The 21353-nt window shown below is 44.4% G+C and carries 19 protein-coding genes; 12 read left to right on the top strand and 7 right to left on the bottom strand.

Annotation, left to right across the window (positions count from 1 at the left end):
• A complete protein-coding gene (locus ABIB50_RS17650; protein WP_429381778.1) occupies positions 1-1647 on the bottom strand; it encodes a sensor histidine kinase in 1647 nt (548 codons plus the stop codon).
• A 232-nt stretch (positions 1648-1879) separates the two neighbouring features.
• On the opposite strand from ABIB50_RS17650, the gene fumC reads away from it, so the two are divergent.
• The 4 genes from fumC to ABIB50_RS17670 all read left to right on the top strand — a co-directional run bounded on the left by fumC (position 1880) and on the right by ABIB50_RS17670 (position 5081).
• Complete coding sequence (fumC, locus tag ABIB50_RS17655) at positions 1880-3277, top strand: class II fumarate hydratase (protein WP_429381779.1); 1398 nt, start codon at positions 1880-1882, stop codon at positions 3275-3277.
• 4 nt (positions 3278-3281) lie between these two features.
• Positions 3282-3782 carry a fumarate hydratase gene (locus ABIB50_RS17660; RefSeq protein WP_429381781.1) on the top strand — a complete coding sequence of 167 codons (501 nt, stop codon included), beginning with the start codon at positions 3282-3284 and terminating at the stop codon, positions 3780-3782.
• 1 nt (position 3783) lies between these two features.
• Entirely contained in the window at positions 3784-4578 is a 795-nt protein-coding gene (locus ABIB50_RS17665) for a S1/P1 nuclease (protein WP_429381783.1), read from the top strand.
• A gap of 68 nt (positions 4579-4646) precedes the next feature.
• Positions 4647-5081 carry a low molecular weight protein-tyrosine-phosphatase gene (locus tag ABIB50_RS17670; RefSeq protein ID WP_429381785.1) on the top strand — a complete coding sequence of 145 codons (435 nt, stop codon included), beginning with the start codon at positions 4647-4649 and terminating at the stop codon, positions 5079-5081.
• Positions 5082-5173: 92 nt separating this feature from the next.
• Here ABIB50_RS17670 and ABIB50_RS17675 read toward each other — a convergent pair whose 3' ends face one another.
• Positions 5174-7390 (bottom strand): transferrin receptor-like dimerization domain-containing protein, encoded by a 2217-nt coding sequence (locus ABIB50_RS17675; RefSeq protein ID WP_429381787.1) that lies wholly within the window; start codon positions 7388-7390, stop codon positions 5174-5176.
• Positions 7391-7614: 224 nt separating this feature from the next.
• Here ABIB50_RS17675 and ypfJ point away from each other — a divergent pair, with 224 nt between their 5' ends.
• The 3 genes from ypfJ to ABIB50_RS17690 all read left to right on the top strand — a co-directional run bounded on the left by ypfJ (position 7615) and on the right by ABIB50_RS17690 (position 9997).
• Complete coding sequence (gene ypfJ, locus ABIB50_RS17680; protein ID WP_429381789.1) at positions 7615-8487, top strand: KPN_02809 family neutral zinc metallopeptidase; 873 nt, start codon at positions 7615-7617, stop codon at positions 8485-8487.
• 126 nt (positions 8488-8613) lie between these two features.
• The gene (locus tag ABIB50_RS17685) at positions 8614-9036 is read left to right on the top strand and encodes a DUF4476 domain-containing protein (RefSeq protein WP_429381791.1); all 423 of its coding nucleotides are present in this window, start codon (positions 8614-8616) and stop codon (positions 9034-9036) included.
• A 52-nt stretch (positions 9037-9088) separates the two neighbouring features.
• Positions 9089-9997 carry an N-acetylmuramoyl-L-alanine amidase gene (locus ABIB50_RS17690; protein WP_429381793.1) on the top strand — a complete coding sequence of 303 codons (909 nt, stop codon included), beginning with the start codon at positions 9089-9091 and terminating at the stop codon, positions 9995-9997.
• Between the two features lie 129 nt (positions 9998-10126).
• Here ABIB50_RS17690 and ABIB50_RS17695 read toward each other — a convergent pair whose 3' ends face one another.
• Positions 10127-11788 (bottom strand): glutamine--tRNA ligase/YqeY domain fusion protein, encoded by a 1662-nt coding sequence (locus tag ABIB50_RS17695; protein ID WP_429381795.1) that lies wholly within the window; start codon positions 11786-11788, stop codon positions 10127-10129.
• Between the two features lie 294 nt (positions 11789-12082).
• On the opposite strand from ABIB50_RS17695, the gene ABIB50_RS17700 reads away from it, so the two are divergent.
• Positions 12083-14467 (top strand): ABC transporter permease, encoded by a 2385-nt coding sequence (locus ABIB50_RS17700; RefSeq protein ID WP_429381797.1) that lies wholly within the window; start codon positions 12083-12085, stop codon positions 14465-14467.
• Between the two features lie 86 nt (positions 14468-14553).
• On the opposite strand, the gene ABIB50_RS17705 is transcribed toward ABIB50_RS17700, so the two are convergent.
• Positions 14554-15429, bottom strand: coding sequence for an NAD(P)H-binding protein (locus tag ABIB50_RS17705; protein WP_429381799.1), 876 nt, complete (start codon positions 15427-15429; stop codon positions 14554-14556).
• A gap of 87 nt (positions 15430-15516) precedes the next feature.
• Between ABIB50_RS17705 and ABIB50_RS17710 the strand changes: the two genes are divergently transcribed.
• The gene (locus ABIB50_RS17710; protein WP_429381801.1) at positions 15517-15909 is read left to right on the top strand and encodes a winged helix-turn-helix transcriptional regulator; all 393 of its coding nucleotides are present in this window, start codon (positions 15517-15519) and stop codon (positions 15907-15909) included.
• A 113-nt stretch (positions 15910-16022) separates the two neighbouring features.
• Here the strand turns inward: ABIB50_RS17710 and ABIB50_RS17715 are convergent, their stop codons facing one another.
• Both ABIB50_RS17715 and ABIB50_RS17720 read right to left on the bottom strand, forming a co-directional pair.
• On the bottom strand, positions 16023-16259 hold the full coding sequence (locus ABIB50_RS17715; protein WP_429381803.1) for a hypothetical protein: 237 nt from the start codon (positions 16257-16259) through the stop codon (positions 16023-16025).
• A 2-nt stretch (positions 16260-16261) separates the two neighbouring features.
• Positions 16262-18850 (bottom strand): glycoside hydrolase family 38 C-terminal domain-containing protein, encoded by a 2589-nt coding sequence (locus ABIB50_RS17720; protein WP_429381805.1) that lies wholly within the window; start codon positions 18848-18850, stop codon positions 16262-16264.
• A gap of 80 nt (positions 18851-18930) precedes the next feature.
• Here ABIB50_RS17720 and ABIB50_RS17725 point away from each other — a divergent pair, with 80 nt between their 5' ends.
• Complete coding sequence (locus ABIB50_RS17725) at positions 18931-19119, top strand: hypothetical protein (protein ID WP_429381807.1); 189 nt, start codon at positions 18931-18933, stop codon at positions 19117-19119.
• Positions 19120-19440: 321 nt separating this feature from the next.
• The gene (locus ABIB50_RS17730; RefSeq protein ID WP_429381809.1) at positions 19441-19671 is read left to right on the top strand and encodes a hypothetical protein; all 231 of its coding nucleotides are present in this window, start codon (positions 19441-19443) and stop codon (positions 19669-19671) included.
• A gap of 49 nt (positions 19672-19720) precedes the next feature.
• Here the strand turns inward: ABIB50_RS17730 and ABIB50_RS17735 are convergent, their stop codons facing one another.
• A complete protein-coding gene (locus ABIB50_RS17735; protein ID WP_429381811.1) occupies positions 19721-20464 on the bottom strand; it encodes a DUF6263 family protein in 744 nt (247 codons plus the stop codon).
• A 111-nt stretch (positions 20465-20575) separates the two neighbouring features.
• On the opposite strand from ABIB50_RS17735, the gene ABIB50_RS17740 reads away from it, so the two are divergent.
• Positions 20576-21322: a hypothetical protein gene (locus ABIB50_RS17740; RefSeq protein ID WP_429381813.1), complete on the top strand. Its 747-nt coding sequence runs from the start codon at positions 20576-20578 to the stop codon at positions 21320-21322.
• Positions 21323-21353: the final 31 nt, after the last annotated feature.

The raw sequence follows: 21353 nt of genomic DNA on the forward strand, positions 1-21353 counted from the left end.
TTAAAGCCAGCTTTTAAGGTTTATGGTAATGGTTGTCCCTTCGTTTCCTGTTTCTATCTGCAGCAAGATAGTTGATTTTTTGTAGATGCTATTCAGCAGGGCTATCCTTTCCTCGCACAGTTTTATACCCTTGCCGGTGCCGGCAGGTTTGTTAAATCCTTTACCGTTGTCATGAATAGTTAAAACTATATCTGTATCAATCTCGTCAATAACGATACTAACAAGCCCTTTATCTTTAAGAGATGACATACCGTGCTTAACCGCGTTCTCTGCAAAGGGTTGTATCAGCATTGCGGGTATTTCAATTTGCTTATCTACATTGTTAGCTACATTTATATTAAACTTAAAGCCAAAGCGGGTTTGTTCCATTTGCAAATAATCATCAAGCAAACTAATTTCTTGTTCAATGCTGATGAGGTCCTTGTGGCCTTCGTCAAGTACATTACGAGTTAGGCGGGCAAAGCGGGTTAGGTATTTATTGGCATCTTCAATTTCATTTTTATTGATAAGGTTTTGTATCCCCGCAAGGGCATTAAAAATAAAATGCGGGTTTAGCTGCGCACGTACGGATTGCAATTGCAACATTGCTATTTGTTTACTCTGCGCCTCGCGCGCCAACTTTTGCCTTTGCTTTCGGCGGTACATCATAAACATAAAGCCGCCGGTGGTTAGCAGTATAACAATAATAAATTCGACTGTTTTAAGAGAGAGGGTGATTGGTCCGGGTAAAACAGTAAAGTGCGCCCTTACCTCTGATCCGATAATTATCTGCTGTTTGTAACCAGCTGTTATCTCCGGCCTGATAATTATAGTATACTTCCCCGGTTTACTGAAAAGGACACCGCTAATGTACATCTCCGGATCGGGCGAGCTAAAATTACGCTCCCAATTATTTCCAATAGAAACAATGGAATCCTTCCCACCAGATTCTCTTTTAAGATAGACGTGATAAAGTTCGTTTTGCGATGTGTTTACGATATTTAAGTTGATACTTTCGGCATTTTTAACCGACAAGATGCCAAAGCCCTTATTCCAATCTGACGCATTCTTAGCGCGAAGTCCGGTGGGGTATTGTATGCACATACTGCTAATCTTTACCGGCGGTATATCATCACTGTTATAGACGTAAAACGATTTATTGCTCTTGTTATTTTTTTCTGCGATGATGAGCGTTATGGTCTTATGCTTGCAATCAAATTTCCCTAAAAATGCATATGATGTAAATTTATTTGACCTGAAAACCGAGGGCGTTGTCCAGGGCACAAGTTCCACGCTGTCATTAGTTACCACACGATATCGATATCGAGTGGCAGTAGCCCGCGTTATAGAAGTGGTTGCCAGTTCCACTGATTCAGTGTTATATAATTGAGCAGACAATACGTTTCCGTTATTTCTATAGCTGAAGAAATAATGTATTTTATCTATTAAATGTTGCTTAATCCATACATCAAATTTAAGATCCTGTTGTGCGTATGGCTCATTAAAAAAATGCACACTGCTATATTCCCATTTATCTGTACTATCTGCAGTCATGTTGTGCATAAAGCGTTCCATCTCGGCTTGCGTTGGGGCCTTATGCTGAGCTACTCCATTTTGATTAAACAGCAGAACAATTAAGCCTGCGATAGAAAGAAAATACTTTTTCATGTGTTTTTAAATTTAATCAAATCTGGGTTTAAAAGTATAGGGGCGCAAGTTACAAACAGTAAACGGGCTGGGTGTAACAGTATTTGGGCGGGTATAGTGATTAGTGGTTAGAGATTAGTGATTAAGGACAAGCCTAATCACCAATCTCTACCTCTCGTAACTTTTTAAACATTAACTTCCATCCCACCCATTTTACCCCTACCTTTGCGGCTGAAAATTATATTGCATTATAATGAGTTTCAGAACCGAACATGATACCATGGGCGAGGTACAGGTACCTGCCGACAAATACTGGGGCGCGCAAACCGAAAGATCGCGCAATAACTTTAAAATAGGCCCGGAAGCTTCTATGCCTAAAGAGATCATTGCCGCTTTTGCTTACCTTAAAAAAGCTGCCGCATTTACCAATACCGATCTGGGTGTTTTACCCGCCGATAAACGCAACCAGATAGCCGCCGTTTGCGACGAGATATTAGCCGGTGGTTTAGCCGCCGAGTTTCCATTAGTTATCTGGCAAACCGGATCGGGCACGCAATCAAACATGAATGTTAACGAGGTTATTGCTAACCGCGCGCACGTATTAGCGGGTAATAAACTGGGCGAGGGTAAAACCTTCATCCACCCAAATGATGATGTAAATAAATCGCAATCATCAAACGACACCTATCCTACCGCAATGCACATTGCCGCCTATAAAATGGTGATAGATGTAACCATACCGGGCATTGAAAAGCTACGTGATACCCTGCAGGCAAAAGTTGAAGCATTTAAAAGCGTGGTAAAAATTGGCCGTACACACTTAATGGATGCTACTCCGTTAACTTTAGGACAAGAATTTTCAGGTTACGTATCGCAGTTAAACCATGGTTTAAAAGCATTGCGCAATACGTTGGATCACCTGTCTGAGCTTGCTCTTGGCGGCACCGCGGTTGGTACCGGCATCAATACCCCAAAAGGTTATGATGTTAAGGTGGCGGAATACATTGCCAAATTTACCGGCCTGCCATTCATCACCGCCGAAAATAAATTCGAGGCGCTGGCTGCTCATGATGCTATTGTAGAAACACATGGCGCTTTGAAGCAGATAGCGGTTTCATTAATGAAGATTGCTAACGATATCCGTATGCTGGCCTCTGGCCCGCGTTCTGGTATCGGCGAAATTCATATTCCGGACAACGAGCCGGGTTCATCTATCATGCCGGGCAAGGTTAATCCTACCCAAAACGAGGCAGTGACCATGGTTGCCGCACAGGTAATGGGTAATGATGTTACTATCTCAATAGGTGGCTCAAACGGGCATTACGAGCTGAATGTATTTAAACCGGTTATGGCGGCCAACTTCCTCCAATCGGCACGTTTAATTGGCGATGCCTGTGTATCGTTTAACGACCATTGCGCCGTTGGTATCGAACCAAATTATGCCGGCATTAAAAAGCACCTGGAGAACTCGCTGATGTTGGTTACCGCATTGAACCCTCACATAGGTTATGAGGCTGCTGCCAAGATCGCTAAAACAGCTTTGAAAGAAGGCTCATCATTACGCGAAGCTGCCATAGGCCTGGGCTATTTAACCAACGAGCAGTTTGATGCATGGGTTCGTCCTGAAGATATGATAGGCAGTTTGAAATAGGCAAATGCAAAAACCTTTTTGCTTTCTGCTTTTAGCTTTCAGCTTATTCTCATCCGCGTGCTCCCTCAACCCCGGCGTGCAGGGCAAGGGCGAAAACTACCTGCAGGGCGAATGGCAGCAGGACAGCGTCCCAATGCAAAAGCAGCTGTTGAGTTATTCGCTATTTAAGTTTAAATTTAGCTGCGACTCGGTTTTTATGGAGATCAGTTCTTTTAGCAAGGTAAACTCGGGCGTGGATAGTTGTATGAATGCCGGGCACTGGAAAGAATATATCCGCGGCACGTACCGCCAAAGCCATGACACGCTGCGCATCCGGGGCAATTTTTGCAATGCCGATTATACGCTCAAAAAGCAGGAAGGCTGTTTCCGTTCCGGTCCGTACGAGGAGTATTTTAAGGTGAGTACGAAAGCTGATTCGCTGGTTCAATTTTTAAGTACGTCAAACGTTATACCTGTTAACTTACATTTAATTAAACGGATCAGTTGTGATCCAAAACCATTATAACATGAAATTCAACTTTTTTAAAAAGGCAGCTATCGCGATAGCAATTGTATACGCGCCGGTACAAACCATGGCCTGGGGTACCAACGGCCATCGCATCAGCGGCCAGATAGCCGAGGACCATTTAACCGCTAAGGCCCGCCTGGCTATAAAAGCTATTTTAGGTAACGAGTCGATAGCTATGGCCAGCAACTGGGCCGATTTTATAAAGTCGGACCCGGCCTACAGCTACCTGTACAACTGGCATTTTGTTGATTTTGAAAGACCGATGAGCCTGCCCGAAATGACCGAGTTTTTGGAGCACGATAACAGCGTGAATGCCTACACCAAGCTAAAGTTTTTGATAGACGAGCTGAAAAAGAAAACCACTACGAAAGCGAACAAACTGCTTTACCTGCGCATGCTGATCCACATTACCGAAGACATCCATCAGCCAATGCATACCGCGCACGAAAGTGATAAAGGCGGTAATGATTTTAAAGTAAACTGGTTTAGTAAGCCAACCAACCTGCACTCTATCTGGGATACCGAACTGATCAACTTCCAGGAGTTAAGTTATACTGAATATGTAAGTGCGATAGACCATGCCACCCCGGCACAAATTAAAACCTGGCAGGCAGCCCCTTTAGCCCAATGGATCAATGAGTCGAGTGTACTTGCCGAGCAATTTTATACCGAAATTAAACCCGGCGACACGCTTAACTACAAATACAACTTTACGCATTTAGACATCCTTAACCAGCAGCTGCTTAAAGGCGGTATCAGGTTAGCAGGATTGTTGAACCAAATATTTGGATAGGGAGCTGAAAGTAGAAAATCTAAAGCTAAAAGCTTTGGTCTTTCCGCTTTTTGCTTTAAGCTAAAAAAATGAAAATACTAATGGTTTGCCTGGGCAATATTTGCCGTTCGCCGTTGGCGGAGGGGATAATGCAGCACCTGGCCAATAAGCAAAACTTAAACTGGCACATCGATTCGGCCGGCACCGGCGACTGGCACATTGGCGAAGGCCCCGACCGCCGTTCAGTACGGGTTGCCCGTGATAACGGAATTGATATCAGCCGGCAGGTTTGCAGGCTTTTTCGCACCAGCGATTTTGACACGTTCGACCAGATCCTGGTGATGGATAGAAACAACCTCAGTAACATTTTAGCTATGGCTCGTAATGAGGATGACCGTAAAAAGGTATCGTTATTATTGATCGACCAGATCGTTCCAGACCCTTATCATGACGACAGGCAGTTTAAGCCGGTTTTTAGGTTGATCGAGGAAGGGTGCAGGGCGTTTATCGCTAAATACAAATAACTAATTGTCAAGGAGCGAAGCGAAGAATCTTGTAAGCGCGGTAAGTACGGCGTGTAAGATTCTTCGCTTCGTTCAGAATAACAAAAGTGGTATTACATCGCTGCCTTATCCAAATAAGCAGCCAGCGCGTTAATAGTTGCCGATACAGCGGCTATCTGCTGTTGCACTTCGCTCCAGTTACGTTGCTCTATCGCTTCGCGGATGCCCGGCATTGTTTTTACACCATAACCGGTATAAAAACCCGGCGCGTAAATGCTGTGCTTGTACCATGGGCGGCGCGGCAGGCCCGCCGGTGCTAATAATTGCTGCTCAGCTTTATAAATAGTTTCGTTTAGCGCTTTATGGTCGATGTTTGAGGCTGATGCGGTAGCCATTGCCGCTGCCAGTTTATCGGCGCTTGTTTTTAATGCAGCCAGCGAGGTGGTTAACGCGCCGAAATCTATCGCCGGAACTTCAGCCGTGGCTGTTGGTGTGGCCATTTTTTTAGTTGGATCAGCAGCCAGGTTAAAGGCGTTGCTTTTTACCAATTGGTTTTCCATAGCGGTAGACTCGCGCATGGTGTTAGCCATTTCCATCACCTCCTTGCCATAACCATTTAGCGTATTTGATAGGCTCCTGAAATCAAACGGCAATACATCGGCGTTAGCCATACGTAAAACCGTGTGGCCAACAGTTTTTGCCAGCACTGCTCCGTACACAAACCCCGGGTCCTTAAAACGAACATAATCAGCGTACGAATCGTATATAGAATGGTAATCACCACCACCGCCTTCGCCGCCAAAACCAATATCAAGCGTCGGCACCCCCAAATGTTGCAGGAACGATGAAAAGTCGGACCCAGAACCTAACGCGCCAATCGGGTCGGCTTTACGTTCCATAATATCTTTTTTGGCTTTTACGGATGCGGCATTCACCAGCTCAAAAGCACGTTTCCGTTCTTTGGCGGTCACATTTGTTTCAGGATCTATAACACTTTCTGAGATCTCGCCCATAAAGTTCTCCAAGGCATGCGAGCCACCGGCATGGTAGAACCCTCTTGAGATATCATCCGAGTTAATGTATACCACAGCCTTTTGCTGCAATTCTTTATCATGATCTTCAGCATATTCGGTCGAGCCTAACAGTCCCGGCTCCTCGCCGTCCCAGGCGCAGTATACGATGGTGCGTTTTGGCTTCCAGCCCGTTTTTAACAGATCGCCCAAAGCCTTAGCCTCATCCAATAACGCCGATTGCCCGCTCAGCGGATCATCAGCTCCGTTTACCCAGCCATCATGGTGATTGCCGCGCAGCACCCACTCATCAGGGTAGGTTGATCCTTTTATCGTGCCGATAACGTTATAGGCGGTAACCAGGTCCCAATTAAAGGCCAGCTTTAAATGTACGGTTGTTGCGCCGGGGCCGATATGATAAGTGAACGGCAAAGCGCCGCGCCATTCGGCCGGAGCAACCGGGCCACCTAAGGCAGCCAGCAAAGGTTTCGCATCTTTATAGCTTATCGGTAGTACCGGGATCTTTAATATCGTGGTAGCGTCTTTACGATCAAGGCGTTTTGCATTCTCAGTAGCGCCTACGCCCGGAGTTAGCGGGTCGCCGGGGTAGATCACCATATCCATAACCGAACCTCGTTGTACGCCGGTCTCGTTTTTATAAGCACCTTTAGGATAAACATCGCCGGCAAAGAAGCCATCGTCCTTCGGGTCTGAGTAGATGATACAGCCGATGGCGCCATGCTCATAAGCTACCTTTGGCTTAATGCCCCGCCATGATTTGCCGTATTTGGCAATTACTATTTTGCCTTTAACGTCAATGCCCATAGCAGCTAAGGTTTCATAATCATCAGGCAGGCCATAATTCACAAATACCAGCTGGCCCATTACATCACCATCGGCGCTCCAGGCGTTGTAGGTTGGCAGCTGCCCTGCCTGGCTTGATGTCGGGTCCTCGGCTAATGCTGCTTCTTTTAGTATGGCCGTGTATTTGGTTGGGCCGGTCATTTCAAGCAGCCTTACCTTAGGGGTTGGAAAAAGTACCTTATAGGGCTGCAAATGCGCGTCAAAGCCGTACGACTTCAATTTAGCCAGGATCTTTTCGGCGACAATTTTACCGCCCGGCGAGCCAATGTGGTGTGGATAGGCCGACAGATCTTTTAACGTTGCGCCAATACGTGGCGAGCTGATGGCCTGGTCGAACTGCTGCTCGGTTTGAAGCTGCGTTGCCGAGGATGCAGGGGTAAACCCCATTAATGTTTTTTGAGCGTAGGCGCCAAATGTGGTAGTAGCGATTAGGCTTAAAGCGAATAGTTTTTTCATTTCCTGTCAGGGTTTTTATATGGCTATTAAATTAGATATTTTTAGCCGTAAAGCCAAACAGGTGATAATTGGGAGTAACAAAAAAATCAAATCACCCGGTATGCTACTTTTGCTATGCCGCTCCCTTTTGAAGAGAAGTTGGGGTGAGAGCCTAAAAAACCCACCTTCACTCAAACAATAACAAACACCACCCTGTTAAACAGTTACACTAAAACGATAAAACTATGCAATGGAGAGGCGGTAATGAAAGTAATGATGTTGAAGAAGGCAGCAGCAGGGGCGGTGGCCGCGGGATGCTTTTTGGCGGAGGCGCGCTGGGCCTTATCGGCGTGGTGATCTATCTGTTTACCGGCATCAACCCATCGCAACTTTTTAACGGTGGCAGCGGTAATAATTCGCAACAGATCAATACCGTTCCGGGCGGTGGTACCGAGAGTGAGAACAAGAAATTTGCGCGTGTAATTTTCCAGGGCACCACCGTTGTTTGGGACAGTCTTTTCCGCACCATGGGGCAAACCTATACGCACCCGGTTTTGCATCTTTATACTGACGCTGTTGATGCTGAGGGCTGCGGCTATACCACATCGGCAACCGGTCCGTTTTATTGCCCGGCCGACCAGAAGGTATATCTTGATCTTTCGTTTTTTGATGAGCTGGAACAAAAGTTCAGTGCGCCGGGCGAGGCTGCCTGGGCGTATGTTATAGCGCACGAGGTAGGGCACCATATCCAAAACCTGTTAGGGGTATCGGCAAAGATGGACCAGGCGCGGCAAAGTATGAGCGAAACGGCTTACAACAAGCTATCGGTAAAGCTGGAACTGCAGGCTGATTTTTATGCCGGTGTGTGGGCTCATTACGAGAACCTGAGCCATCATAACAATATTGTAATTGAACGGGCCGATATCGACTCGGCGCTAAACGCCGCGCACCAGATTGGCGACGACCGTTTGCAGCAAAAATACCAGGGCCGCGTTAGTCCCGATAGTTTTACCCACGGCACCAGCGCGCAACGGATGTATTGGTTCAGGAAGGGTTACGATACCGGCGATATACGACAGGGCGATACCTTCGCCAATAACGAGCTTGACGATCAGTAATTTAACCAATAATTTAATACTTATTAATTATTGATAAATTTTAAGCGATTATAGCCTAAATGATACATTTTTTTTGGTGATTACAACAGGTTATAGCTATGTTTAGTATTCCCAATCCCTGATTGAATGAACAAGCTATTGTTTTTACCCCTGTTGCTAATCATTATTGGCATCAGCAAGCATACTAATGCCTCAACTTTCTCTGTTAAAACTGCTACCGATACTGTACGAAAAAAACTGGTGCACCCTAAAGAGGCTATGGCCGGCGCTGATGTAACCGCAATTTTAACCACCATGCGCGATAAACGTAACGACCAGGAAAAAGTAGTGGCGCTTAAAGAAGCGGTTAAAGACAAAGGCATTACTATTGACCAGTTAATAACCCTGCTGAACCAGTTTTTAACGGATGATTCGAAAATTGAATGTGCAGAATACGCTTTTGCCTACACCACCAATTATAAAGACTTTTTAAAGATAATGGATATCTTTTCGCAGGAAGATTATAAGCATAAGCTCGAAGATTTCTACAATAAAGCGCGCAAGTGGTAACAATTTCGGCACTATTAATGCTGTTATTGGGCTAAAAAGTTAATTTAGCTTCATGGTTATAAAGAGTCATCGCGTTAGCATTTATTTATTGTTGTTTATTGCCGTAGTGTATACTACCGCATGTTCACCAAAGGTTGTAAAGCCGGGCACTAAGTCTGCAGATGGTTCAAAGCCAATTGCAATTAAGCCACCGCGTTTTGCCATAGATAGTTTCTATACCGCCAAAACCGATTCGTTAGTAAACATTATTAAGCTGCAGCAGCCCGTTACGTTAATGGATAGCTCCGGTTTAATAGCCGCCCCGTCAGAATGGGTAAGCTCGGTTAATTTTGGCATACGTAAGGCTAACTATGTAATTATCCATTATACCGCCCAGGATTCGGTACAACAAACCATTCGCACTTTTGGCCTTTTGAGAACCCAGGTAAGCGCGCACTATGTAATTGGCAAAGACGGCAAAGTATACCATATGGTAAATGATTACCTGCGCTCAAACCATGCCGGCGTGGGCAAATGGGGCAGCCTTACGGATATGAACAGTATATCTTTAGGTATTGAGATAGACAATAACGGTTTTGACCCTTTTAATGATGTACAGATAAAAAGCCTGTTGCTATTACTGGCACAGCTTAAAAAAGCATATAATATACCACAAGCCAATTTTTTAGGCCACCAGGATTTTGCACCCAAACGCAAACCCGACCCGGGGCCGTTGTTCCCGTGGAAATTGTTGGCCGAAAAAGGTTTTGGTTACTGGAGCGATGACATACTGGTACCTGCCCCGCCAAATTTTGATTATAAAACCGCCCTGCGACTGATAGGCTATGACGTTGCCGATCTAAACTCGGCTATTATTGCATTTAAGCGTCATTTTGTACAAGATGCGTATACGGCTACGCCACAGTTAAGTGAGTTGGATTTGAATATCCTTTATAATGTTTATCAGAAGTATGCTCCGTAAGCCCCCAACCCCCTGAAGGGGGAACAATAACGAACGATTTGAGATATAATAAAAAAGGCGGAAGATATACTTCCGCCTTTTTATTTTAAGCATTTCAAAAAACTCCCCTTTAGGGGGTTGGGGGGCTAACTATTTCTTAACAGCCCAGCCGTCCTTCAGCGTCACCGTTCTGTTAAACACCAGTTTATCATCGGTTGATAATTTATCCAGCGTAAAATAGCCTTTACGGATAAACTGGTAACCTTTGCCGGTTACGGCATTGGCCAAATCTGGCTCGATATAAGCGTTTGGCAATATGGTTAAGCTATCCGGGTTAAGATATTCTTTAAAATCGCCTTCTTCGTTTGATGGGTCCTCTACTTTAAACAGGCGATCGTACATGCGTACTTCGGCAGTTTTGGCGTGTGGCACGCTCACCCAGTGAATAGTGCCCTTAACGTTAATACCGCTGGTATCATGGCCAGATTTTGACTCGGGGATATAGGTACAATAGATCTCGGTCACGTTGCCGTCTGCATCCTTTTTAAAGTCCTCACATTTAACAATGTAGGCGTTCTTTAAACGAACACTCAGGCCAACACCTAAACGAAAGAATTTTTTAGGCGGCTCTTCCATAAAATCTTCGCGCTCAATCCACAGTTCATTGCTGAAAGGAATATCGCGGCCACCATCGCCACCTTCAACCTCGGGGTTGTTCTCGCCGTGCATAGTTTCTGTTTGCTCTTCGGGATAATTGGTGATGATCATTTTTATCGGATCAAGCACTGCCATGCGGCGCCAGGCGGTCTTGTTCAGGTCCTCGCGGATACAAAATTCCAGCAGGCTAAAGTCGATCATGTTCTCGCGCTTGGCAACACCAATGCGCTCGCAAAACTCGCGAATAGACGCAGCGGTATAACCACGACGGCGTAAACCACTAATGGTTGACATCCGCGGATCATCCCAGCCTTCAACATGATTTTCGGCTACTAATTGCATCAGCTTACGTTTGCTCATTACCGTGTAGGTCATGTTAAGGCGCGCAAACTCGTATTGTTTTGACGGGAACAGGTTTAGTTCCTCGATAAACAGATCATACAACGGCCTGTGCGATACAAATTCCAACGTACAGATAGAATGTGTTATCTCCTCGATAGCGTCGCTCTGTCCATGCGCAAAATCGTACATAGGGTAAATGCACCAGGCATCGCCGGTACGGTGATGATGGGCATGTTTAATACGGTATATCAACGGATCGCGCAGCAACATATTTGGCGAAGCCAGGTCGATCTTGGCACGCAATACTTTATCGCCGTCCTGGTATTTGCCGGCCTTCATATCGGTAAACAACTGCAGGTTTTCTTCAACGCTGCGGCTGCGGTATTCGTTTGGTGTGCCCGGCTCGGTTGGCGTACCTTTTTGCGCGGCTATCTCATCGGCACTGCTATCATCAACATAAGCCAGCCCTTTTTTTATCAGGGTAACCGCAAATTGATATAGGTTATCAAAATAGTCAGACGCGTACAGCTCTTCGGCCCAATCAAAGCCCAGCCATTTAACATCTTCTTTTATGCTGTCAACATATTCGGTTTCTTCCTTGGTTGGGTTGGTATCGTCAAAACGCAGGTTGGTTTTGCCGTTGTATTTTTTTGCCAGCCCGAAATTTAAGCAGATAGACTTAGCGTGCCCTATGTGCAAATAACCATTGGGCTCGGGTGGGAAACGGGTTAATACCCGGCCACCGTACTTGCCTTCGGCTAAATCTTCCTCAACTATCTCTTCAATAAAATTTAATGATCTCTCTTCGCTCATAGTGAGGGCAAAAGTATGATTTTTAAGCGAAAGGATAAATAGCCTCCTCTAAATCTCCCCCTAAATGGGGAGACTTAAAAAATTATTATTATTATCATTAAAAGCCTTCCCTATTAGGGGAGGACTGGGTGGGGCTGACCAACGGATTAAAACCGTACGGGCGTTGTGCGGTTTCGATACAATTATATTTTTAAGTTACATGTAACTGCTTGATAATAATATACTTGAGTATTTGGCATTGTATTTTCAGATATTTAGAAAAACCCTTTAAACTTTACAATAAACCCTAACGGTATGATCAGGAGTTACTTAAAAATAGCCCTAAGAAATCTTCTTGGAAATAAAACCATCTCTTTTATTAATATAGGCGGGCTGGCTATGGGCATGGCAGTGGCGATACTTATTGGTTTATGGATCTGGGATGAGCTATCTTTCAACAAGTATCACCAAAATTACGACCGCATTGCGCAGGTAATGGAAAACAATACCCGCAATGGTACTATAAGTACCAGCAGCGCCATCCCGCTTCCGCTTGACGCCGAAATGCGTAAAACCTACGCAGGCGATTTTAAACATATCGTAATGCAGTCGTGGGCGGACAATCATGTAATTAGCATGGGGGATAAAAACATTACCTACCGTGGCACTTTTATAGGCGCCGAAGGCCCGGAAATGTTCACCGTTGATATGATCAGCGGTAATCGTGGCGCTTTGCATGATCCTTCCTCAATACTAATCAGTCAATCCGTAGCTAAAGCTTTGTTTGGCGATGCCGATCCTTTAAGCAAGGTTATTAAACTGGATGATAAAGCTGATTTTAAGGTCGCGGGTGTTTATGCTGATCTGCCTGATAATACCACCTTGCACGATGTCGCATTTATGGCTCCCTGGGACTTTTATGCTAATCAACCCACCTGGATAGGACGGGGTGCTGACGACTGGAGCGATAACTCATTATTTATGTATGTGCAGATAGCAGATAATGCCGACATGAGCAAGCTATCGGAAAAAATAAAAAATGTAAAGCTTAACAGGGTTGGGCCAGACCTTGCTAAAGCCAAACCAACCATGTTTTTGCAACCTATGAGCAAGTGGCACTTATTCTCGCAGTTTAAAAACGGCGTTAACACTGGCGGCGCTATACAATACGTGTGGTTATTTGGCTTGATAGGGATAGCCGTATTACTACTGGCTTGCATTAATTTTATGAACCTGAGCACCGCCCGCAACGAAAAACGTGCTAAAGAGGTTGGGCTGCGTAAAGCTATCGGCTCATTACGCGGGCAGCTGGTGATGCAGTTCTTCTTTGAGTCGCTATGCACCGTTATATTGTCGTTTATACTTTCTATTATTTTAGTGGCCCTGTTGCTGCCTTACTTTAACCAGTTATGCGGCAAGCAACTGTCAATTCTGTGGGATAGTTCCCTATTTTGGGCTGTAAGCATAGGGTTTACTTTATTCACCGGTTTAATTGCCGGCAGTTACCCTGCACTGTACTTGTCATCATTTAACCCGGTAAAAGTTTTAAAGGGTACGTTTAAAGCAGGGCCGCTGGCCGCTATCCCGCGTAAGGTTTTGGTGGTTACGCAATTTACTGTTTCGGTTGTTTTAATAATTGGTACCATTGTAATTTTTAAGCAGGTGCAGTTTGCACAGGACAGGCCGGTTGGTTATAGCCGTGATGGCCTGGTAGCCATTGAAACCACAAACGGCGATCTGCATAACCATTTTGATGCTTTCAGGCTTGACCTGTTAAAGTCGGGCGCGGTAGACGAGGTTGCCGAATCATCAAGCCCGGCTACGGCTATAAATAATTTTATGGGCGGTATTTCATGGAAAGGAAAAGACCCGGCAATGGCTGCCAAATTTGCCAACGTGCGTATTACCACCGAATTTGGAAAAACCATAGGATTTAAATTTGTTAGAGGCCGCGACTTTTCAAGGCAGCTGACTACCGATTCGTCTGCCGTGGTGATAAACGAAGCCGCAGTAAAATATATGGGGATCAAAAATCCGGTAGGCGAAACTATCCAGACCGAGAAAAAAGCGTTAACGGTTATCGGCGTAGCCAAAGATATGGTAATGAGCTCGCCGTATGAGCCTGCGCAGCCTACCATATTTTACCTGCAGCGACGCGGGTTTGATTATGTAGATATTAGGCTCAACCCAAAACTAAGTGCGCATGAGGCATTGGCCAAAGTAGAAGCTATTTGTAAGGTTTACTCACCATCGGTGCCATTTGCCTATAAGTTTGCTGATGATGAGTATGCCGCCAAATTTACTACCGAGCAACGCGTGGGCAGTTTGGCGAAATCATTTGCAGCGCTTGCTATTTTAATAAGCTGCCTTGGCCTGTTTGGCATGGCATCATTTATGGCCGAACAACGCCGTAAAGAAATTGGGGTCCGCAAGGTTTTAGGTGCTTCGATTATCAAGTTATTAGGCAATATGACGACGGATTTTATAGTACTTATTGCTATCGCATTATTAATAGCCTTCCCGCTAGCTTATTACTTTATGCATAACTGGCTGCAGGCATATACCTATCGCACCAGTTTATCCTGGTGGATATTTGCGGTGACCGCCGCGGGTACTGTAGTAATTACGCTGTTAACCGTAAGCTATCAAAGCATTAAAGCTGCGCTGGCAAACCCGGTAAAGAGTTTAAGGAGCGAATAGCCAGCCCCTCTAAATCTCCCACTGAAGGCGGAGACTTAAAATTATTATAAAAAGCCCTCCCCCTTTAGGGGAGGGTTGGGTGGGGCTTAAAACGCCTTTGCAAATTCCTTCGCGAAATCTTCCAGCTTGGTTTTGCCCAAAACCTCTTTGTTCTTAAAGTAATCTTCAAACATTTTACCGCTGCGTACAGAAGTCCCCATTTCGGTGTAGTTAGTGGCAATCTCTTCGGGTAGCCCCGCGCCTATTGCTCCGGCAATGTTATCTGCATCGGTAAATTCTATCCATGGCAATTCGGGTTTACCAATGGCGGTACCTAAGGCTTTGGCTACCTCGCCGGCAGTTTTTTCGTCGCTTGCAATGTAGCGTACACTTTTACCGGTAAAATCGCTTTGCAACTCCTCCGCTGCTACCAAAGCAATATCGTTGGGGTGTACCAATACCATATTTGTATCAGCGCCAAAATTGCTGCCAATAATATTGGCCTGTTTTATCATATCAACATTGGCATAAAAGTTTAGGTAGAAGAAACCCGGGCGCAGGTGTTTTACTGCAACTCCATCCAACTTATTATAAATTTCTTCGACACGGTGGATGCCGGTAACCGGCCCGGTACCATCCTCTAAATGCGCACCGATGCTGCTTAGATTTACCACTTTGGTTACCCCTGCTGCTGTGATAGCGTCGGCATAATTCTGGCCAATGCCTGCTATGTAGTTTTCCCATTGGGCGGCGCCAAAATTTGGCGGCACCATGGTGTAAACGGCGTCGGCCCCATTAAAGGCTTGGGTTAAAAATTGCACATCGGTTACCTGGCCAATGGCAGGGGTTGCTCCTAATGCTTGTATTTCGCGGGAACGATCTGCGTTACTACTGATAACGGTTACCTGGTGGCCCGCTTTTACTAAAATTTCGGTCAGTGGTTTGCTGATATTACCTAATGACCCTGTGAGTGTGATTTTCATGATCTTTTATGTTTTTTTATTTGACAGGACAAATGTATATTTGTACTTACTTTTTTACAAGTACTTACCCCAAAGTGTGTACAAATCATGACAGCGATAAAAGAGAGCTCGACCCAGAACATGAACAAGGGCATTGCCGAAATGCATTGCCCGGTTACCTACGTAATGAACCGCATAGGCGGCCATTGGAAACCAATTATTATGTACCAGCTTAAAGATGGCCCAAGGCGCTATAGCGAAATTAAACGCGCTATCCCTGCTGTTACCGAGAAGATGCTGATCCAACATTTGAAACAACTGGAGGCAGATAACCTCCTTATCCGCAAAGCGGAACCGGTTGTGCCGCCGTTTGTTACTTATAAGCTAAGCGCATCAGGCGAGGCGTTGATGCCGGTGATGACGGAGATGGTGAACTGGGCGATTAAGGACAGTAAGATATTGGCGAAGATGTTTGAGGAGGAAATAGTGGAGGCGATATAGGTGTTCCATTTTTGAAAAGCGGAACACCCGGAACACTATGGAACACCATAATAGTTAAAAAATTTAACCCACACGCTATCGTTCATTCAATTTACCCCTTAGGGCGATGGATTCTAATATTTCGGATCCGGTGGCGGCGTACGCGATCTGACAATAGCTACAATTATCAAAGCTGTTATAGGGGTTGACAAAACAGCCAACAATATTGTACCCCAGTAACCTAAAGCAGTGTCTTTGCCATATTGGCCTACTGCATTAATAAACAAAAGCCACAAAGCGATAAAACCCACCATCACCAGCGTGAACATCGTTCCTGAACCTACAATCTTGAAAGCTAATATCATGGCCATTGTTATTTCTTAAAGTTAGTAAACTTTAGTGTCCTTATCCCAAACCTCGGCATAGCAACGCTTACATTAGTTGAATTGGGGGCGCCTTTACGCATGGTTAGCTCCTGCACAACATCCCCATTTAAAGCAACGACTTCCGCTTTATCAGCAATAGCGTCAAGCGTTATTTTTTTAGGCTGATTATCGCCTTCGGCATTAAACAGGCGAACCAATAAATCTTTACCAACAACTGTAACTGACGAAACCTCTAAACCCGTACCTGCAACGCTTATTAAAGAGCGCGATTGTGCAGTTACATCATCGTCCATGAGTGTGGCTGTCAATTCTTCATTAAACTGTGTACTTTCGTTCCAGATGCCAGCCTTATCCCATTTACCGGCGTGCGGTATTAGCGCATATTTAATTTGGGTAGGATATTTCAAAGTATAGTTGCGGCCCCATAACCCAACACCCGAGTAAGCCACATCCAACCCCAGCGGAAAATCCTCGCCATGGGCATAGTTGGTTGTGTGATCGGTCAACACAGCCATACCATAATTGTTATTAGCGTCGGTAACATCAACCCAGTTTAGCACTACATTATTTTTTATGCTGTCCCAACGGGTGAAGAAAGTGTTTGCTAACTTGCTTTCGGTAACATCAAATGGCGCGTTTTTATAAACTTTTTGATTTTTAAGATTCAGCGGGAACAGCGCCAGCAATTTATCCCTGTCATCATAAAAAGCTTTTTTTAGCGACGTAGCTTCATATTTGCCGGTTTGGCCGTATGGATTGCCAATGCCGGGATTTCCCTTCCAATCTATGTTCAAAAATACATCAATACGTTTCTTGCCCTGGGTAAACACGTAGGTCTGCTCAAACGGATGATTAGCTATCATACCTGTAACCGCAATCTCTACTTCAGCCGGGCCACCATCAATGGTTACTTTGGCGGGTTGATCAGCGCTCGATTTAAAGCCGCCTTCTTTAAAAAAGTCACCCCGCAGCTCATTAAATCTGCGGACGTTGGCCTTATCAACAAACTCTTTATTACCTAATTTTTTTGCGATAAGGCTTTCAATTGTTCCGCCTTTAGCCGGATTAATAATTACGGTGTACAAATCCGTTTCTACTTTATATTTACCCTCGCTTTGCGTGGTAACAGAAACCCCGCTTTTAACAGTAGGTTTTTGCTTTTGTAAATGATAAGTTGCATAGCCTACAGAAGGGACATCAGCCTTAAATAAAAGTATCGAGATCCCTAATGGCAAAGTTACAAGCTGACTTAAAACTTCTTGGTTTTTATCATTTAAAACACTTACATCATGACCCCAATTATTAGGAATAACCACTTTGGCAATTCCACTGTGCTGAACTCCCAGGGTGTTAAATACCCGGACATATTTTGAGTTAGGTGACGGATGCCCGTTTGACAATATTTCGGTTGAAGCCGATACTGCACTGTCCGCATTTTTATTGCTGATACCTGTCCAGCCAACAACCTTGTCTGCCCAGGTATTGCCCTGCCCCGTATTGTAAGGCACTATCCAGCAATCATGGTGTTGTGATAACAACAGGCGTGTCCATCCTTCGTCTAATGCTGCTTTTGGCCATGCAGCGCCTTTATAAACAGCGGCCATTGCCGCCAGCTTCTCGGCAACTACCAGTTTGTTTTCTGATACCCGCACCTGTTGTGCTATCCGCTGCAAAATTTGTGATCCCCAAACCAGGCTGGTCAGCACATCTTCCTGCGAAAACTTCCAGTCCTGTGTTGGAGTTTTAATGGAGTAGTTGTCTACATAATCCGTCCAGGTTTTATATTCAGTAGGTTGGTAGCCGCGTGTCCCTTCGCCAAGCAGCGGACCACCTTTCCAGCCTGCATCTTGCAACGTCATACCTACCGGATGTTGTATGCCTGCGGCAAAAGCAGCATTCATAAAACCTTTACCGTTATCGTGTCCTATAGTTTCCCAGGTCGAGCCGGGTTTAAGATCCTCAATAGCGTAACGAGGAATAGTTACCAGCTTTGTTCCGTCCGGGCCAACCCAGTATACCAACTCGCCGCCAAAGGCACGGCTATAGCCACCCCATAAAGTATTAGGGTTTTTAAGGGACGCGTATTTATAGCCAAATGATTTCAGGACCTGCGGCAGGGCGCTGGTAAAGCAAGGTTCCTCGGATGAGTAAGTGGTAAATACCGCCGTAGGAAAATGTTGCCTAACGGCTTCTATACCATAAGCAAACTGGCGGATAATACTTTCGCCGCTGATGTTGTACATATAGCTTTGTCCATTCGCCGGGCTTACATATTCAATGCGGCGCGTGGCTATACTTTGATCAGCAAACAGCGCTTGCAGCTCTTTATATCCCTGCTCATCTTTCGCCTTTGCCATGGCCCAGGTTTCGGGCTCTATCTCCAGGTTTATCTTCCAGTTAGGGTGTGCCTTTAATTGAGCAACAATAAAGCTGGTGTAATTAACCGGGTAATGTCCCCAAAAGCCGCCGTGGTAGCCATCAATAAAATATGCTTTTTGCTGCGCGATGGATGTGGCACTCATCAGCATAAAAAAACATAGGGCAGTAAATAGTTTACTGGTAATTGTGCGGCACATAAGTAGTTTAATTGGTAGCCTAAAATAATGATTTTTAGCAAACTTAAATTGTATATTAGTGTAGCCAATTACCTTACACTATGAAACCAATATTTTTCTTCATCGTCATTATATTTTTAAGCGCCTGTAACCCGGCGGCCAATAAAAGGCACACTTACATAGACAGCAATATCATGGTAAACGATACCTTGTTTTTAAGGCGCGATGTAAAAAACGATTCGGTGTTCCAGGTTATTTATGTAGACCCGGACAGGAACTCAAGCGTATAACTATCAGTATACTTTTGATCACCAGGATACTATTAATATAAAAGATTATTTTGACGCTTTGCATACACGGCATATTACCCTGCAAAAGTTCGATACCGATGGCCTTGCGTCAACGTGGCGGCCGGTTTACCAACATAAGTCGAAATACTATTTGTATGAGCCAACCGGGTCAATGGGTAAGGTTGCTGAGGTTTTAACAGATTCATTGATGATGTTATCTTCTGTAGAGGGATATACCTCTTTTGCGATAGGGGCATTACAAGAACATCCGACCGGATTTTCAACATTCATTTTACACACGTTATACAGGGTTTTGAAGGGATGCCAACCGGCATAAATATATATGTGTTGGATAAAACAAGTAAACTTTCGGTTTGGGAATACATATTACCTGGCAGCAACAGGTTTTGGTATCAATTGATGATACCAAAAGAAAGCGCAAGGCAATACCCTATTATTATAAACAGGGCAAATTACATGAGGCAGGAAGAATACCAGGGCTTTGATCACATCGACTTTAAAAAGATTATAGCCGGCCTAAAACAAAAATAGCGATGGGTTAAAACCCCTCGCTATTTACCGTGATTATTAGGGATAATATTTATTTAGAGTCTATTGTTATTTTTTGCTTGCCTTTACCGTCCATTTGTATCCTGCATGAATCAATGGTGCGGGCGCTTTTTTCAAGGTAATACCGGCCGCTAAAATTCTGCGGATCGGCGTGTTCGCCTTCAATACTGCCATCAACTTTTATCTGTATGGTTTCATCATAAATACTTTCTAATTTGTATTTAGATACCCGCTTGCCGCCCGAACCCGGAAGCGCTTCTTCGGTTGTCCATTTATCGCCAATGGCAATTTTATCGGCAGGGAAATTGATCTGGAAAAAGCCAACGTCAATCATCTGGAAATTTGCCGGGATAGTATGGCCGCTGGTAAACGTAAGCGGCTTTAATAGCTTGCCGTATTTATCAATGGTAAACTTATAAGTCGAATCAATAGTAGGCCTTATTTGCTCGTCGAATTTAATTTCTTCGGGGGTCATTTCTGCCTGCGGTTTGTCTGATGAATATTCGTCAGAGTTTGTTACCTTCTGGTTCTTTACCCGCACAAAATCAATTTTTCCTGATACCAGGTATGATGAATCGGGCATCACCGAATCTACCCGAAGGCTCATCCGGATAAACTCGCCTTTTTCAACACCGTCGTCGTTTGTCGAGGTTCGGTATTTAACGTCTATTCTTTGTTCCTTAGCTAATTTAAGGCTTAACGAAACGTTTTTACCACCGCACGAAGACTCCACAAGCGCGATAGCGCCTAAAATGTAAAAGTAACTTGCTTTCATAATTGGTTTGGTTTAAATTGGTTATATCTAAGATATAATTTTGATAACTGTTTATCAAATATTTATATATGTTATAGATTTTTGTAATTTGCTTAAGCTAAACCTGTAAACATGAACCGTTATTACATCATCTTCATTCTTGCAGTGCTTGCTGTAGGCGCTTGTAAATCGCCGCAAAAAAAAAGCCGCAAGAACTACGTCGACAGTAATGTTGTAATTAATGATACCTTATTTTTAAGGCGCGAGATTAGAGACAGTGTACTTTATCAAACCGTCTATGTTGATCCCAATAAAAACTCGCCGGCTTACCTGAGTGCGTTTATCTATAACAGCCTGGATAGCAGCGATATTAAACGTTACCTTACCGCTATTAATAAAAAAAGCCCCAAGCTTAAAAAGTTTAATACTTACGGACTTTCAACCAATTGGCGGCCGGTGTATCAATATAAATCAAAATATTATTTATACGACCCATCTGACGGTGGCGTTAAGGCGGTAAATGTTTTAACTGATTCGGTAATGATGTTTGACATTTTCGGGGATGGATATTTACCTATAGCGCTGCAGTCGGTTACCAAAGTGAGTGATCATATTTTTAATATTAAACTGTTGCATCAGTTGGATGAACAAGCATCGTTACCCAAAGAGCTTAACATCTACATCATCGACCATAAAACCAATATGACAGTGTGGGAGTTTAAAACCGATGGAGAACCCAAGTACCAGCTAATGGTGCCCAAAGAACACGTAAAAGAATTACCGATTGCGATTAACGCGCATTATGTCGGCATGCGCGAAGAATATGATTTTGAAAAAATAGATTTTAAGAAGTTGATTGCGGGAGTGGATCCCAAATAACTCCTTTTATAAAAGAATATAAATGGAAGCA

This window comes from Mucilaginibacter sp. UYCu711 (genome assembly GCF_050433825.1).
Classification (GTDB): domain Bacteria; phylum Bacteroidota; class Bacteroidia; order Sphingobacteriales; family Sphingobacteriaceae; genus Mucilaginibacter.